Source organism: Streptomyces cadmiisoli (assembly GCF_003261055.1).
Classification (GTDB): domain Bacteria; phylum Actinomycetota; class Actinomycetes; order Streptomycetales; family Streptomycetaceae; genus Streptomyces; species Streptomyces cadmiisoli.
Window position 1 is genome coordinate 5,914,040 of sequence record NZ_CP030073.1, and the last position, 15,145, is coordinate 5,929,184.

At 71.5% G+C, this 15,145-nt stretch carries 15 protein-coding genes; 10 read left to right on the forward strand and 5 right to left on the reverse strand.

Features of this window, described 5'->3' with window-relative positions:
* Positions 1-165: 165 nt before the first annotated feature.
* A complete protein-coding gene (locus DN051_RS25800; protein WP_053758208.1) occupies positions 166-948 on the reverse strand; it encodes an IclR family transcriptional regulator in 783 nt (260 codons plus the stop codon).
* A 95-nt stretch (positions 949-1,043) separates the two neighbouring features.
* Here DN051_RS25800 and DN051_RS25805 point away from each other — a divergent pair, with 95 nt between their 5' ends.
* The 8 genes from DN051_RS25805 to DN051_RS25840 all read left to right on the forward strand — a co-directional run bounded on the left by DN051_RS25805 (position 1,044) and on the right by DN051_RS25840 (position 8,851).
* Positions 1,044-2,006, forward strand: a complete 963-nt coding sequence (locus tag DN051_RS25805) for a 5-dehydro-4-deoxyglucarate dehydratase (RefSeq protein ID WP_053758209.1) — start codon at positions 1,044-1,046, stop codon at positions 2,004-2,006.
* On the forward strand, positions 2,003-3,298 hold the full coding sequence (locus DN051_RS25810; RefSeq protein WP_112439594.1) for a glucarate dehydratase family protein: 1,296 nt from the start codon (positions 2,003-2,005) through the stop codon (positions 3,296-3,298). Before DN051_RS25805 ends, DN051_RS25810 begins: the two co-directional genes overlap by 4 nt.
* 168 nt (positions 3,299-3,466) lie before the next feature.
* Positions 3,467-4,597 (forward strand): carbohydrate kinase family protein, encoded by a 1,131-nt coding sequence (locus DN051_RS25815; protein ID WP_053758211.1) that lies wholly within the window; start codon positions 3,467-3,469, stop codon positions 4,595-4,597.
* Between the two features lie 134 nt (positions 4,598-4,731).
* The gene (locus tag DN051_RS25820) at positions 4,732-5,805 is read left to right on the forward strand and encodes a PhoH family protein (protein WP_079000711.1); all 1,074 of its coding nucleotides are present in this window, start codon (positions 4,732-4,734) and stop codon (positions 5,803-5,805) included.
* Positions 5,806-5,817: 12 nt separating this feature from the next.
* Entirely contained in the window at positions 5,818-6,315 is a 498-nt protein-coding gene (gene ybeY, locus DN051_RS25825; RefSeq protein ID WP_053758213.1) for an rRNA maturation RNase YbeY, read from the forward strand.
* Complete coding sequence (locus DN051_RS25830) at positions 6,312-7,619, forward strand: hemolysin family protein (RefSeq protein ID WP_053758214.1); 1,308 nt, start codon at positions 6,312-6,314, stop codon at positions 7,617-7,619. The genes ybeY and DN051_RS25830 overlap by 4 nt, the downstream gene beginning before the upstream one ends.
* Before the next feature lie 46 nt (positions 7,620-7,665).
* Positions 7,666-8,019: a cytidine deaminase gene (locus DN051_RS25835; protein WP_053758215.1), complete on the forward strand. Its 354-nt coding sequence runs from the start codon at positions 7,666-7,668 to the stop codon at positions 8,017-8,019.
* 355 nt (positions 8,020-8,374) lie between these two features.
* Positions 8,375-8,851, forward strand: a complete 477-nt coding sequence (locus tag DN051_RS25840; protein ID WP_053758216.1) for a hypothetical protein — start codon at positions 8,375-8,377, stop codon at positions 8,849-8,851.
* 86 nt (positions 8,852-8,937) lie between these two features.
* Here the strand turns inward: DN051_RS25840 and DN051_RS25845 are convergent, their stop codons facing one another.
* Complete coding sequence (locus DN051_RS25845) at positions 8,938-9,276, reverse strand: P-II family nitrogen regulator (RefSeq protein WP_053758217.1); 339 nt, start codon at positions 9,274-9,276, stop codon at positions 8,938-8,940.
* A gap of 81 nt (positions 9,277-9,357) precedes the next feature.
* Between DN051_RS25845 and era the strand changes: the two genes are divergently transcribed.
* Positions 9,358-10,311, forward strand: coding sequence for a GTPase Era (gene era, locus DN051_RS25850; protein ID WP_053758218.1), 954 nt, complete (start codon positions 9,358-9,360; stop codon positions 10,309-10,311).
* Positions 10,312-10,348: 37 nt separating this feature from the next.
* Here the strand turns inward: era and DN051_RS25855 are convergent, their stop codons facing one another.
* The 3 genes from DN051_RS25855 to DN051_RS25865 are packed head-to-tail and all read right to left on the reverse strand — an operon-like array spanning position 10,349 to position 13,079.
* Positions 10,349-11,671 (reverse strand): GH1 family beta-glucosidase, encoded by a 1,323-nt coding sequence (locus DN051_RS25855; protein ID WP_112439595.1) that lies wholly within the window; start codon positions 11,669-11,671, stop codon positions 10,349-10,351.
* Positions 11,672-11,717: 46 nt separating this feature from the next.
* Entirely contained in the window at positions 11,718-11,984 is a 267-nt protein-coding gene (locus DN051_RS25860; RefSeq protein ID WP_053758220.1) for a protealysin inhibitor emfourin, read from the reverse strand.
* A 21-nt stretch (positions 11,985-12,005) separates the two neighbouring features.
* Positions 12,006-13,079 (reverse strand): M4 family metallopeptidase, encoded by a 1,074-nt coding sequence (locus DN051_RS25865; protein ID WP_053758221.1) that lies wholly within the window; start codon positions 13,077-13,079, stop codon positions 12,006-12,008.
* A gap of 325 nt (positions 13,080-13,404) precedes the next feature.
* Between DN051_RS25865 and leuA the strand changes: the two genes are divergently transcribed.
* Positions 13,405-15,126 (forward strand): 2-isopropylmalate synthase, encoded by a 1,722-nt coding sequence (gene leuA, locus DN051_RS25875; protein ID WP_112439596.1) that lies wholly within the window; start codon positions 13,405-13,407, stop codon positions 15,124-15,126.
* The last annotated feature ends 19 nt before the right edge of the window (positions 15,127-15,145 follow it).

The following is a 15,145-nucleotide window of genomic DNA, read 5'->3' on the forward strand; positions in this document are numbered from 1 at the left end:
CCGTCGATGGACAGGAACGCGCGGGCAATTTGTATCAAGCGGGGGGAGGGCGCCGGGAGGCCGGGTTGCGTGATGTGGGCCACATCGGTGTTTGGGGTCCGCGAGGCCGGGTAAACGCGCGCCCCACAGCGGATGTCCGGCCGCCGGCGGGGTTTCTGACGTCGTCTAACGCCAGTCCACCGAGCCGGCTCCGACCGGCACCACCGTCTCGATCTTCGTCCGGATCTCCCGCATGACGGCGACGATGCGCTCCTCGTGACCGGGAGTCAGCCTGGCCACCGGCACCGAGCAGCTGATCGCGTCCTGGGCGGGCGAGTCGTACCGCAGCGCGAAGCCGAAGCCGACGATGCCCAGTACGCCTTCCTCGCGGTCGATCGAGTGGCCGCGGGCCCGCACCCGCGCGAGGTCGGCGGCGAGCGCCTCCCGGGTGGTGCGGGTGTGGGGGGTGAGCGCCTCGTACGGGCCGTCCGGGAGGTCGTCGTCGGGGCGTTCGGCCAGCAGCGCCTTGCCGAGCGCGCCGACGTGCGCGGGCAGCCGGCGCCCCACCCGGCTGATGGTCCGCAGGTATTCGTGCGACTCCCGCGTCGCGAGGTAGGCGACGTCGCGGCCGTCCAGCCGCCCCATGTGGATCGTCTCGCCGAGCGCCTCGGACGCCTCGTCCAGGTACGGCCGCACGGTGCGCACCCGCGGGTCGGAGTCCAGGTAGCCGGTGCCGGTGAGCAGGGCCCGGATGCCGATGCCGTACAGGGAGCCCGTGACGTCGGAGCGGACCCAGCCGCGCGCGGCGAGGGTCTGGAGCAGCGCGTACATCGAACTGCGCGGCACGCCCAGCTCGTCCGCCAGTTCCTGGAGCCGGGCCGGGCGGTCGCCCCGCGCGGCCAGCAGCTCCAGCAACTCGACGGTCCGCGCCGCCGACTTCACCTCGCGCACGCCCGCTGTCTCCGACATGTGCCGATCGTAATCACCGGCGGCCGGCCCATTGACGTCCGCTGTTCGCCTACCTAATCTCCATCTTTATACGTGGACGACGTCTACATAGGGAGATGGCGGTGGATCTCGACACCGACGACGCGGCACCGGCGGGCGTGGCACGGCGGCTGCGCGCGGGCATGGCGAGCGGGGTGCTGTCCTTCCCGCTCACCCCCTTCCACGACGACGGCTCCCTCGACCTCGACGGCTTCCGCGCGTACCTCGCGGCACAGCTCGACGCCGGGCCCGGCGCGGTCTTCCCCGCCTGCGGCACCGGTGAGTTCTTCTCGCTGGACGAGGACGACTACCGGCAGGTCGTCACCGCCGCCGTGGCGGAGGCGGCGGGCCGGACGCCGGTCGTGGCCGGCGTCGGACACGGCTGGGCGCAGGCCGCGCGGTTCGCGCGGATCGCCGAACGGGCGGGCGCGGACGCGCTGCTCGTCCTGCCGCACTACCTGGTCGCGGCCCCGCAGGCCGGTCTGGTCGCCCAACTGGAGGAGATCGCCGCCCGCACCCGGCTGCCGCTGATCGCCTACCAGCGCGACCAGGTCGCCTACGGCATCGAGGCGTTTTGCCGCCTCACCCGGATCCCCGGCGTCATCGGCCTCAAGGACGGACACAGCGACCTCGACCGGCTCCAGCGCCTGACCCTCGCCGCCCCCGAGGACTTCCTGTTCTTCAACGGGGCCGCCACCGCCGAGATCCAGGCCCGTGCCTACGCCGCGGTCGGCGTCCCCGCCTACTCCTCCGCCGTGCACGCCTTCGCCCCCGAGATCGCCCGCGCCTTCTTCGGCGCGCTGCGCGACGGCGACCGGGGCACCGTCGACGGACTGCTGCGCGACTTCTACGTCCCGTTCGTCGAACTGCGCGACCGGGTCCCCGGGTACGCCGTGTCCCTGGTCAAGGCGGCCGCCCGGCTGCGCGGGCTGCCGGTGGGACCGGTGCGGGCCCCGCTCACCGATCCGTCGGCCGGTGACCTCGCGGACCTCAAGACCCTGCTCGCCACCGGACTCGACCTCGTAGGAGCCGCCCTGTGACCCGCGACCTGACCATCACCGACGTCCGGTTGACGCCGATCCTGGTCGCCGACCCGCCGCTGCTGAACACACAGGGCGTGCACCAGCCGTACACCCCCCGGCTGATCGTCGAGATCGTCACGGCGGACGGGGTGACCGGTGTCGGCGAGACGTACGGCGACACCAAGTACCTGGAGCTGGCCCGGCCCTTCGCCGAGCGGCTGAGGGGGCGCCGGGCGGACGACCTGAACGGTCTGTTCACGCTCGCCGACGAGGTCGCCGTGGACGCCTCCCGGGTCGAGAACGCGGTGGACGTCGGCGGGCTGCGCGGCGTCCAGACCGCCGACAAACTGCGGCTGTCGGTCGTCTCCGCGTTCGAGGTCGCCTGCCTGGACGCCCTCGGCAAGGCGCTCGGGCTGCCCGTGCACGCCCTGCTCGGCGGCAAGGTGCGCGACGCGGTGGAGTACAGCGCGTACCTGTTCTACAAGTGGGCCGACCACCCCGAGGGCGTCGAGCGCGAGCCCGACGACTGGGGCGCCGCGCTCGACCCGGCCGGCGTCGTCGCCCAGGCCGCGCAGTTCAAGGAGCGGTACGGCTTCACCTCGTTCAAGCTCAAGGGCGGTGTCTTCCCGCCCGAGCAGGAGATCGCCGCCGTCCGGGCGCTGGCCGAGGCGTTCCCCGGGCACCCGCTGCGGCTCGACCCCAACGGGGCCTGGTCCGTGCCCACCTCGCTGGCGGTCGCCGAGGAACTCGCCGACGTCCTCGAGTACCTGGAGGACCCCGCGCTCGGCACCGCCGCCATGGCCGAGGTCGCCGCCGGCACCGAGGTGCCGCTGGCCACCAACATGTGCGTCACCACGTTCGCCGAGATCGAGGAGGCGTTCACCCGGGGCGCCGTCCAGGTCGTCCTGTCCGACCACCACTACTGGGGCGGGCTGCGCAACACGCAGCAGCTCGCCGCCGTCTGCCGCACCTTCGGCGTCGCGGTGTCCATGCACTCCAACACCCACCTCGGGATCTCGCTCGCCGCGATGACCCATGTCGCGGCCACCGTCCCCGACCTGCACCACGCCTGCGACTCCCACTACCCCTGGCAGTCGGAGGACGTCCTGACCGAGCGCCTGACCTTCACCGGCGGCAAGGTCACCGTCCCGGACGCCCCGGGGCTCGGCGTCGAACTCGACCGCGACCGGCTGGCGTTCCTGCACCGGCGCTGGCTCGACGACGACGGCGCGCTCAAGGACCGCGACGACGCGGCCGCGATGCGTGTCGCGGACCCCGGCTGGGTCACTCCGTCCGTGCCCCGCTGGTAACTCCCCCTCCCTGCCCGACGGCCCGCCATGCGCAGGACGACAGGTGTCCACGGCGGGACGACGGCTCCTTCGGCGGACCGCGACGACGGCCACGCCCTCGCGATGCGGCCGCGCTGTCGGTGACGTGGTGCACACTGGCCAGATCAGCACCACGTCAGGGAGCGCACCGTGACCGCGTCCACCGGAGAGGGGCCGTCGCCCACCGCACACGAACCGAACCGCCACGCGCACGTGGACCCCCTCGCGGCCGTGCGCGCGCCGGGCGACCCGCCCTGGGACGTCTATCTCACCGGCACCGTCTTCCTGGACATCGTCTTCACCGGGCTCGACTCGGCGCCGGTGCGCGGGACCGAGTCCTGGGCGCGCGGGATGGGGTCGAGCCCCGGCGGCGTGGCCAACATGGCGACCGCGCTGGCCCGCCTCGGCCTGCGGACGTCCCTCGCCGCCGCCTTCGGCGACGACCACTACGGCGACTACTGCTGGGACGCCCTGGCCAAGGGCGAGGGCATCGACCTCAGCGCGTCACGCACGGAGACCGGCTGGCACTCCCCGGTCACCGTCTCGATGGCGTACGAGGGCGAACGCACCATGGTCTCCCACGGCCACGAACCGCCCCCCGAGGAGCCCGGCCCCGACTGCCCTCCGCGCGCGCGTGCCGCCGTCGCCTCGCTCACCCCCGGCAAACGGGCTCCGTGGGTCGCCCAGGCCGCGGGCAAGGGCACCCGCATCTTCGCCGACGTCGGCTGGGACGACAGCGGCGCCTGGGACCTGGCCGGCCTCGCCGACCTCGAACACTGCGAGGCGTTCCTGCCCAACGCCGCGGAGGCCATGCGCTACACCGGCACCGGCTGCCCCCGGGCCGCCGCGCACGCCCTCACCGAACACGTACCGCTCGTCGTCGTCACCCTCGGCGCGGAGGGCGCGTACGCGGTCGACCGGCGCACCGGGGAGAGCGCCGAGGTCCCGGCCATCGCGGTGGAGGCGCTGGACCCCACCGGCGCGGGGGACGTCTTCGTGGCGGGCTTCGTCACCGGCACCCTGGCGGGCTGGCCGCTGGCCGACCGCGTCGCCTTCGCCGGTCTGACGGCGGCGCTGTCGGTCCAGGAGTTCGGCGGGTCGCTGTCCGCGCCCGGCTGGTCCGAGATCGCCGCCTGGTGGCGCCGCGTGCAGTCCTACGAGGACCAGGACCCGGCGGCGCTGCGCCGGTACGCGTTCCTGGAGGAGCTGATCCCGGCCACCGCCCGGCCGTGGCCGCTGCGCCGCGCGGTCCCGACGATCGGCTTCGGCCGGTCGGCCTGATCACGGGTGCGGCACGGCCTGGGGAAAAGCCCTACGGCGATGTCAGTCCTCCGGCGTACTCTTGAAATCGCCAGGCCGCCCCAGTGGCAGGCGAGTCGACCACAGGAGGACGTGCAGGCCTTAAGCGCCGGCCCATGACTCAGACACCCACAGCTCGCACCCCCGCGCAGGAGCAGGCGAGAGCACAGTTCACCGTCCCCGCCCAGCACCCCATGGTCACCGTCCTGGGGTCCGGCGACTCCCTTCTGCGCGTGATCGAGAAGGCCTTCCCGGCGGCCGACATCCACGTCCGGGGCAACGAGATCAGCGCGGTCGGGCCGGCGCCGGAAGTGGCCCTCGTCCAGCGCCTGTTCGACGAGATGATGCTGGTGCTCCGCACCGGACAGCCGATGACGGAGGACGCAGTGGAACGCTCGATCGCCATGCTCAGGGCAAGTGAGAACGGGGAAGGGCCCCAGGAGACCCCGGCCGAGGTGCTCACCCAGAACATCCTGTCCTCGCGCGGCCGCACGATCCGCCCCAAGACGCTCAACCAGAAGCGGTACGTCGACGCGATCGACAAGCACACGATCGTCTTCGGCATCGGCCCCGCCGGCACCGGCAAGACCTACCTGGCCATGGCCAAGGCCGTGCAGGCCCTCCAGTCCAAGCAGGTCAACCGCATCATCCTGACCAGACCGGCGGTGGAGGCGGGCGAGCGCCTCGGCTTCCTGCCCGGCACGCTCTACGAGAAGATCGACCCCTATCTGCGCCCGCTGTACGACGCGCTGCACGACATGCTCGACCCGGACTCCATCCCCCGCCTGATGGCCGCCGGGACGATCGAGGTCGCGCCGCTGGCGTACATGCGCGGACGCACCCTCAACGACGCCTTCATCATCCTGGACGAGGCCCAGAACACGAGCCCCGAGCAGATGAAGATGTTCCTCACCCGCCTCGGCTTCGACTCGAAGATCGTGATCACCGGTGACGTGACCCAGGTCGACCTGCCCAACGGCACGAAGTCGGGTCTGCGGCAGGTGCAGGACATCCTGGAGGGCGTCGAGGACGTCCACTTCTCCAGGCTGTCGTCCCACGACGTCGTCCGGCACAAGCTGGTGGGCCGTATCGTCGACGCGTACGAGAACTACGACAGCAAGCACGGCACCGAGAACGGCTCGCACCAGGGCCGTGGCAAGCCCGGCGCCAGAGGCTCCAAGGGGAAGTAGACCAGCACGACCATGTCGATCGACGTCAACAACGAGTCCGGAACCGAGGTCGACGAGCAGGCGATCCTCGACATCGCCCGCTACGCGCTCGCGCGGATGCGCATCCACCCGCTCTCCGAGCTCTCGGTGATCGTCGTGGACGCCGACGCCATGGAGCAGTTGCACATCCAGTGGATGGACCTGCCGGGGCCCACCGACGTCATGTCCTTCCCGATGGACGAGCTGCGCCCGCCCTCCAAGGACGAGGACGAGCCCCCGCAGGGCCTCCTCGGCGACATCGTGCTGTGCCCCGAGGTCGCCGAGAAGCAGGGCAAGGAAGCACCGACGCAGCACTCCATGGACGAGGAACTCCAGTTGCTCACCGTGCACGGAGTGCTGCACCTGCTCGGCTACGACCACGAGGAGCCGGACGAGAAGGCGGAGATGTTCGGCCTCCAGGCCGCCATCGTGGACGGCTGGCGCGCTGAGAAGGGCCTGACCGGCCCGTCCCCCGCACCGACCGTGTCATGAGCCTTCCCCTCGTCGTCGGTGCGGTCGCCCTGGTCGTCGTCGCCTGGCTCGCCGCCTGCGCCGAGGCGGGCCTCGCGCGCGTCTCCAGCTTCCGTGCCGACGAGGCCGTGCGCTCCGGCCGGCGCGGCAGCGCCAAGCTCGCCCAGGTCGCCGCCGACCCCACCCGCTACCTCAACGTGGCGCTGCTGGTGCGCGTCGCCTGCGAGATGGCCGCCGCCGCCCTGGTCACCTACGCGTGCCTGAAGGAGTTCGACGGCACCGCCGAGGCCCTGCTGATCGCGATCGGCGTCATGGTCCTGGTGTCGTACGTGGCGGTCGGCGTCTCCCCGCGCACCATCGGCCGCCAGCACCCGCTGAACACGGCGACGGCCGCGGCGTACGTCCTGCTGCCGCTGGCCCGGATCATGGGGCCGATCCCGCCCCTGCTCATCCTCATCGGCAACGCGCTCACGCCCGGCAAGGGCTTCCGCCGCGGCCCGTTCGCCTCCGAGGCGGAGCTGCGCGCGCTGGTCGACCTCGCCGAGCAGGAGTCCCTCATCGAGGACGAGGAGCGCCGCATGGTGCACTCCGTCTTCGAACTGGGCGACACCCTGGTGCGGGAGGTCATGGTGCCGCGCACCGACCTGGTCGTCATCGAGCGCTACAAGACCATCCGCCAGGCGCTGACCCTGGCGCTCAGGTCCGGTTTCTCCCGCATCCCGGTCACCGGGGAGAGCGAGGACGACATCGTCGGGATCGTGTATCTGAAGGACCTGGTCCGCAAGACGCACATCAGCCGGGAGGCCGAGTCCGAGCTGGCGTCGAGCGCGATGCGCCCCGCCTTCTTCGTGCCGGACACCAAGAACGCCGGTGACCTGCTGCGCGAGATGCAGAAGGAGCGCAACCACGTCGCCGTCGTCATCGACGAGTACGGCGGCACGGCGGGCATCGTCACGATCGAGGACATCCTGGAGGAGATCGTCGGCGAGATCACCGACGAGTACGACCGTGAACTGCCGCCCGTGGAGCCCCTCGGCGACGACCGCTACCGGGTCACCGCCCGCCTCGACATCGGCGACCTGGGCGAGCTGTACGGGCTGGAGGCCTACGACGACGAGGACGTGGAGACCGTCGGCGGGCTGCTCGCCAAGGCGCTGGGCCGGGTGCCGATCGCGGGGGCGACGTCGGCGGTCGAGCTGCCGGACGGCCGGCGGCTGCGGTTGACCGCCGAGGCCGCCGCGGGCCGCCGCAACAAGATCGTGACCGTGCTGGTGGAGCCCGTGCCGCCGATGGACGCGCACCGGGTGGAGACGGAAGCGGGGTGACGCCCCGCGGCAAGGCGGCCGGTGCCGCCGTCCGTATGCTCGGTCCATGACCGACAGCAGCGCGCTCGACCCCGAGGACCGCAAGATCGTCACCCTGGCCCGTTCGGTGCGGGCCCGCAACGGCGTCCCCGAGGGGGCGGCCGTGCGGGACGAGACCGGGCGGACCTACGCCGCCGGGACCGTCGCCCTGGACTCGCTGAGGCTCAGCGCGTTGCAGACGGCGGTGGCGATGGCGGTGGCGTCGGGCGCGAAGTCGCTGGAGGCGGCGGCGGTGGTGACGGAGGCGGAGTCCGCGTCCGAACAGGACCGCGCCGCCGTACGGGACCTCGGCGGGCCGCGGACGCCGGTACTGGTCGCCGCACCGGACGGCACCGTCCGCCTGACCACCGAGGCCGGCTGACGACAGAGGTCGGCTGATGACAGAGACCGGCTGACGACCGAGCCGCCTGAACCGCCTGGTCACCGAGTCGCCTGGTCACCGAGCCGCCCGACCACCGAGGCGCGCGGATCACGCAGGCCGCCCGGCCGCCCCCGGCCCACCGGTCGAGGGGCGGCCGGAGAGTTAGGCCGGATTTCCACCTTGCCCCCGCTGCGCCCCTCGCGCATCAATGGAACCGACAGTTCCGACGGACCGTCAGATACACGTGTCCGAGCCCGCGCGGCGTGCCCGCACCCCGCCGCGCCGGTGGTCCGCCGGCCTGTCTCCCGTCCATCCCCACATGGCATCCCCCACACGGGAAGGGAGCCGAATTCCCATGACAGGCAAGCAGACAGTGACAGGTGCGGCACTGGCGGCCGGGGCCCTCGCGCTCACCGGCGTCGTCCTCGCCCCCGCGGCCGTGGCCGTCGTCCCGCAGTCGGCGACGATCACCGCGGACTGCGGCGGCTTCGGCGGCGGCGAGGCCACGCTCACCGCCACCCAGGACGGCACCGCCGCCACGTTGACCCTCACGTCCTCCGCGATCACGGCACCCATCGCGCTCGGCGAGGACTCGATCGCCTCCACGCTCACCCTGGTCAAGGGCGGCGGCGGCACGACCGCGTTCACCGGCACCGAGAACCCGGCGATGGCCGCCGGCGACAGCGTCACCGTCGGCCCGCTCAACGGCACCGTGGCCTCCGGCGACAGCCTGGAGGCGTTCGGCGGCTCGCTGCGCATGACCGTCTTCGGCATCACCATCACCTGCACGGCGACCGGACCGCAGTCACCGGGTCCGTTCGTCTTCGACTGATCAGGTCGGACTGAACAGGTCGGACGGAACAGGTCCGACCGAGCAGGTCCGACCGGGCAGGGCGCGCCGCGCGGCCCCGCCGCCCGTCACAGGGCGTCGGGGCCGCGTTCGCCGGTCCGCACCCGGACGACGGTGTCCACGGGCAGCGCCCACACCTTGCCGTCGCCGATCTTCCCGGTCCGCGCCGCCCGGACGAGCGCGTCGATCACGCCGTCGGCGTCCGCGTCCTCGACGAGGACCTCGATCCGGACCTTGGGCACCAGGTCGACCCGGTACTCGGCGCCGCGGTAGACCTCGGTGTGGCCGTGCTGCCGGCCGTGGCCGCGGGCCTCGGTCACGGTCAGCCCGTGCACACCGAGCTCCTGGAGGGCGGCCTTCACCTCGTCGAGGCGGTACGGCTTGACGATCGCGGTGATGAGCTTCATGGCCCGTGATCGTAGAAGGTTGGCAGGGGCATGGCGCGACCGTGTACGGCGGCGCGTCGGGGATCAGGGAGAATGGTCGCCATGAGTGTTCGTACCCCGTCATCCGAGCAGCCGTCCGAGACGGTCCACCGGGCGGGCTTCGCCTGCTTCGTGGGCCGCCCCAACGCGGGCAAGTCCACCCTCACGAACGCTCTGGTCGGGCAGAAGGTGGCGATCACCGCCAACCAGCCGCAGACCACCCGGCACACGGTGCGCGGCATCGTGCACCGGCCGGACGCCCAGCTGATCCTGGTGGACACCCCGGGGCTGCACAAGCCGCGCACACTGCTCGGCGAGCGCCTCAACGACGTCGTGCGCACGACGTGGGCCGAGGTGGACGTGATCGGCTTCTGCCTGCCCGCCAACGAGAAGATCGGACCCGGCGACCGGTACATCGCCAAGGAGCTGGCGTCGATCCGCAAGACGCCGAAGATCGCGATCGTCACCAAGACCGACCTCGTCGACAGCAAGACGCTCGCGGAGCAGCTCATCGCGATCGACCAGCTCGGCAAGGAGCTCGGTTTCGAGTGGGCGGAGATCGTGCCGGTGTCGGCGGTCGGCGACCAGCAGGTGGCCCTGCTGGCAGACCTGATCGTTCCGCTGCTGCCGGAGGGCCCGGCCCTGTATCCCGAGGGCGATCTGACGGACGAGCCCGAGCAGGTCATGATCGCGGAGCTGATCCGTGAGGCCGCGCTGGAGGGTGTGCGCGACGAGCTGCCGCACTCCATCGCCGTCGTGGTCGAGGAGATGCTGCCGCGCCCGGACCGCCCCGCCGACAAGCCGCTGCTGGACATCCACGCCAACCTCTACATCGAGCGCCCCAGCCAGAAGGGCATCATCATCGGCCCCAAGGGCAAGCGGCTGAAGGACGTCGGCATCAAGTCCCGCAAGCAGATCGAGGCGCTGCTGGGGACGCCGGTCTTCCTGGACCTCCATGTGAAGGTGGCCAAGGACTGGCAGCGCGACCCCAAGCAGCTGCGCAAGCTCGGCTTCTGAGGCACCCCGGGGCGCGCTGCCGAAGGCCCCGGCGACCTCATCGCTGCGCGCGCAGCACCTCCCGGAACCAGGCGTACGACGCCTTCGGTGTCCGCTTCAGGGTCTCGAAGTCGACATGGACCAGCCCGAAGCGGCGCGCGTACCCCTCCGCCCACTCGAAGTTGTCCAGCAGCGACCACACGAAGTAGCCGCGGACGTCCACACCGGCCGACGCCGCGGCGTGCAGCGCCCGCACATGACCGTCCAGATAGGCGATCCGGTCCTGGTCGTCGAGCCCCTCGTACGAGCAGCCGTTCTCGGTGATGACGATCGGCGGGAGGCGGTCGCCGTAGCGGTCGCGGAAGCCGGTGAGCAGTTCGGTCAGGGCCCGCGGGACGACCGGCCAGCCGAAGTCCGTCACGGGCACGCCCTCGATGTCCCGGACCGAGAAGGGCAGTTCGGCCGGCATCGTCAGGCCGCCGAACTCGATCTCGGCGCCCCGGGGCGCGCCCACCGAGGTCGGCGCGTAGTAGTTGATGCCGTACCAGTCGACCGGCTCGGAGATCACCTTCAGGTCCGCCTCGACGTCCCCCGGCATCAGCTCCCCGATCCCCGCCGGGTACTCGCCGAGCAGCACGGGGTCCGCGAACAGCCGGTTGAGCAGGACGTCGTAGAACTCCGCGGCCGCCACGTCGTCGGCGTCCGGCGAGGCCGGCCAGGTCGGACCGTGCGAGTTGGCGATCCCGATGTCGGCGGCCCCGGCCGCGCGCAGCGCCCGTACCGCCAGACCGTGGGCCAGGAGCTGGTGGTGGGCCACCGGGAGGGCGTCGAAGAGGAGCCGCCTGCCCGGCGCGTGCACCCCCAGGGCGTGGCCCAGCAGGGTGTGCTCGGCGGGCTCGTTGAGGGTGATCCACTTGGTCACCCGGTCGCCGAGGCGGTCCACCACCACCGACACGTACTCCGCGAAGCGCGCCGCGGTGTCCCGGTCCAGCCAGTCGAGTCCGGCCGGCAGGTCCCAGTGGAAGAGGGTCGGCACCGGCCGTACGCCCGCCGCGCACAGCTCGTCGACCAGCCGGTCGTAGAAGTCCAGACCGCGCCCGCCGCCGAAACGCACCCGGGGCCACGAGACGGAGAAGCGGTACGCGTCCACGCCGAGGCCCGCCAGCAGGGCCACGTCCTCGCGGTGGCGGTGGTAGTGGTCGCAGGCCACCGCCGCCGTCGAGCCGTCCTTCACCCGCCCCGGCTCGGCGGTGAAGGTGTCCCACACGGACGCCTCGCGCTCGTCCACCGCCCCCTCGATCTGATGCGCCGAGGTCGACACGCCCCACAGGAAACCGGCCGGGAACTGAGGTATCGGGTTCGTCGCCATGCGCCGGATCATCGCTACCGTCGGTGACGGAAGTCAACGGGCGGGCGGCAGCGGGCGGTTACGCGCCTTCCTTGAGCACTCTGCTGATCAGCCGGCGCTGTTCGTCCGTCAGCTGCGGGTCCGCGCAGTGGACGGTCCTGCCGTCCACGGTGATCCGGTAGCTGAAGCCGTCGGGCACCCCGGCCGACGGCGTGCCCCGGCCGGCGGCGACCGCGCGCTCGGCCAGGGCGTGCCACTCCTGGGCGTCGGGCCGCCCCGTGGTGTCCACCTCGGCGCTCCGCTCGATGCCCGCGAACCCGCCCGTGCGCCGTACCTGAATACGCATGGGGACCTGTCTAGTACGGAACTACAGCGTTTGCACCCCGACCTGTTCCCACGCCTTGAGCACGGCCCGCGCCTCCTCGCCGCCGTCGCCGTACCGGGCCTTCGCGGCGGCGACGGTCAGGCCGGCGAAGTCGGCGAAGTCCGCCTCCTCCTTGAGCTCGCCCCCGGTCAGCACGTCGTACCAGATCTGTCCCGCCCGCTCCCAGGCGTTGCCGCCGAGGGCGGTCGCGGTGAGGTGGAAGGCGCGGTTGGGGATGCCGGAGTTGATGTGGACGCCGCCGTTGTCCCGGCCGGTGTCGACGTAGTCGTCCATCGTGCCGGGCTGCGGGTCCTTGCCGAGCACGTCGTCGTCGTACGCGGTGCCCGGCTCCTTCATGGAGCGCAGCGCCACGCCGCTCACCCGCGGCGCGAGCAGGCCGGCGCCGATCAGCCAGTCGGCCTCGGCGGCGGTCTGGCCGAGCGTGTACTGCTTGATGAGGGAGCCGAAGACGTCCGACAGGGACTCGTTCAGGGCGCCCGACTGGCCGAAGTAGGTCAGGTTGGCCGTGTACTGGGTGACGCCGTGCACGAGTTCGTGGCCGATGACGTCGATCGGGATGGTGAAGTCGAGGAAGATCTCGCCGTCCCCGTCGCCGAACACCATCTGCTCGCCGTTCCAGAAGGCGTTGTTGTAGTTCTCGTCGTAGTGGACGGTGGCGTCCAGCGGCAGCCCCCGCCCGTCGATCGAGTTGCGGCCGTACGCGGTGAGCAGCAGCTCGAAGGTGGCGCCGAGGCCCGCGTAGGCGCGGTTGACGGTGGCGTCCTTGCCGGGCTCGTCGCCCTCGCCGCGCACCTTCCTGCCGGGCAGCTGGGTCCGGTGCCGGGCGTCGTACACGGTGCGGTGCGGCCGGTCGGCGGCCGTCGCCGCGGGCGGGGCGACGGCGGGGGCGCCCAGGACGGTGGTCAGCCGGCGCTGGGTGCGCTCGAAGGCGTCGCGTTGCAGGGTCCGGCGGGCCGGGCCGGCGAGCGCGGGGTCCTCGGCCCGCGCGAGCTTGTCGAGGACGTGCGGCGGAACGATGGTGCAGAAGACGGGCTCGAAGCCCCCGTTCGTCGTCATGACCGGAACCCTTGCACTGTGTTATGCCGCTGTCACCACCGGCAACCATGATTGGTGAAATGTGCCGACAAGGGATCCCGGCCGGGTTCGCGAGTGGTATGGCGCACGTTTTGCCCCATTTGTCCTCTCGGTCCCGCATACTGATACAGACCCGCGCATCCGGGAGCGGCTCGGATAACATGCGGAGCATCATGCGTTTCGGGCTGCTCCTCCTTAGCTGCCGCGGCGAGGGCCTGTAGTCGAGGCCGACTCCCTCCCCGCGGTGCTTGGCGTTGCGTCGTCGGCCGTCCTACGGACACCGGACTTTCGAGGAGCCCACGCCACCATGGCCAATCGCCAGCAGCCCAGTTCCATGCCGATCCACAAGTACGGCCGCTACGAGCAGGTCGACATCCCGGACCGCACCTGGCCGGGCAACCGGATCACCGCCGCCCCGCGCTGGCTCTCCACCGACCTGCGCGACGGCAACCAGGCCCTGATCGACCCCATGTCGCCGACCCGCAAGCGCGCGATGTTCGACCTGCTGGTCAAGATGGGCTACAAGGAGATCGAGGTCGGCTTCCCCGCCTCCGGGCAGACCGACTTCGACTTCGTGCGGTCGATCATCGAGGACGAGGACGCGATCCCGGACGACGTCACGATCTCCGTGCTGACCCAGGCCCGCGAGGACCTGATCGAGCGGACCGTGGAGTCCCTCAAGGGCGCCAGGCGCGCCACCGTGCACCTCTACAACGCCACCGCCCCGGTCTTCCGCCGGGTCGTCTTCCGCGGCTCCAAGGACGACATCAAGCAGATCGCCGTCGACGGCACCCGGCTGGTGATGGAGTACGCCGAGAAGCTGCTGGGCCCCGAGACCGAGTTCGGCTACCAGTACAGCCCCGAGATCTTCACCGACACCGAGCTGGACTTCGCGCTGGAGGTCTGCGAGGCGGTCATGGACGTCTGGCAGCCCGGCCCGGGCCGCGAGATCATCCTGAACCTGCCCGCCACGGTCGAGCGCTCCACGCCCTCCACCCACGCCGACCGCTTCGAGTGGATGGGCCGCCGGCTCTCCCGCCGCGAGCACGTCTGCCTGTCGATCCACCCCCACAACGACCGCGGCACGGCCGTGGCGGCGGCCGAGCTGGCGCTGATGGCCGGCGCCGACCGCGTCGAGGGCTGCCTGTTCGGACAGGGCGAGCGCACCGGCAACGTCGACCTGGTCACCCTGGGCATGAACCTCTTCTCCCAGGGCGTCGACCCGCAGATCGACTTCTCCGACATCGACGAGATCCGTCGTACGTGGGAGTACTGCAACCAGATGGAGGTCCACCCGCGCCACCCGTACGTGGGCGACCTGGTCTACACGTCCTTCTCCGGCTCCCACCAGGACGCCATCAAGAAGGGCTTCGACGCGATGGAGGCCGACGCGGCGGCCAGGGGCGTCACCGTCGACGACATCGAGTGGGCGGTGCCGTACCTGCCCATCGACCCCAAGGACGTCGGCCGTTCCTACGAGGCGGTCATCCGGGTCAACTCGCAGTCCGGCAAGGGCGGTGTGGCCTACGTGCTGAAGAACGAGCACAAGCTGGACCTGCCGCGCCGGATGCAGATCGAGTTCTCGAAGATCATCCAGGCCAAGACCGACGCCGGCGGCGGCGAGGTCACCCCGAAGGACATCTGGTCCGTCTTCGAGGACGAGTACCTGCCGAACCCGGAGAACCCCTGGGGCCGTATCCAGGTGCGGAACGGGCAGTCGACCACCGACACCGACGGCGTGGACACGCTCACCGTCGAGGCGACCGTGGACGGCGAGGACACCGTGCTGTCCGGCACCGGCAACGGTCCGATCTCGGCCTTCTTCGACGCCCTCCAGGGCGTCGGCTTCGACGTACGCCTGCTGGACTACCAGGAGCACACGATGAGCGAGGGCGCCTCGGCGCAGGCCGCCTCCTACATCGAATGCGCGATCGGCGACAAGGTGCTGTGGGGGATCGGCATCGACGCGAACACGACGCGTGCCTCGCTGAAGGCGGTCGTCTCGGCCGTCAACCGGGCGGCTCGCTGACCTGCACGATCCGTATTTC

Coding starts and splice junctions, on each gene's coding strand:
- DN051_RS25805 (WP_053758209.1), top strand. CDS start 1,044: ATGGCGGTGGATCTCGACACCGACGACGCGGCACCGGCGGGCGTGGCA.
- DN051_RS25820 (WP_079000711.1), top strand. CDS start 4,732: ATGACTCAGACACCCACAGCTCGCACCCCCGCGCAGGAGCAGGCGAGA.
- era (WP_053758218.1), top strand. CDS start 9,358: ATGAGTGTTCGTACCCCGTCATCCGAGCAGCCGTCCGAGACGGTCCAC.
- DN051_RS25830 (WP_053758214.1), top strand. CDS start 6,312: ATGAGCCTTCCCCTCGTCGTCGGTGCGGTCGCCCTGGTCGTCGTCGCC.
- DN051_RS25800 (WP_053758208.1), bottom strand. CDS start 948: ATGTCGGAGACAGCGGGCGTGCGCGAGGTGAAGTCGGCGGCGCGGACC.
- DN051_RS25835 (WP_053758215.1), top strand. CDS start 7,666: ATGACCGACAGCAGCGCGCTCGACCCCGAGGACCGCAAGATCGTCACC.
- DN051_RS25845 (WP_053758217.1), bottom strand. CDS start 9,276: ATGAAGCTCATCACCGCGATCGTCAAGCCGTACCGCCTCGACGAGGTG.
- DN051_RS25840 (WP_053758216.1), top strand. CDS start 8,375: ATGACAGGCAAGCAGACAGTGACAGGTGCGGCACTGGCGGCCGGGGCC.
- ybeY (WP_053758213.1), top strand. CDS start 5,818: ATGTCGATCGACGTCAACAACGAGTCCGGAACCGAGGTCGACGAGCAG.
- DN051_RS25855 (WP_112439595.1), bottom strand. CDS start 11,671: ATGATCCGGCGCATGGCGACGAACCCGATACCTCAGTTCCCGGCCGGT.
- DN051_RS25860 (WP_053758220.1), bottom strand. CDS start 11,984: ATGCGTATTCAGGTACGGCGCACGGGCGGGTTCGCGGGCATCGAGCGG.
- leuA (WP_112439596.1), top strand. CDS start 13,405: ATGGCCAATCGCCAGCAGCCCAGTTCCATGCCGATCCACAAGTACGGC.
- DN051_RS25865 (WP_053758221.1), bottom strand. CDS start 13,079: ATGACGACGAACGGGGGCTTCGAGCCCGTCTTCTGCACCATCGTTCCG.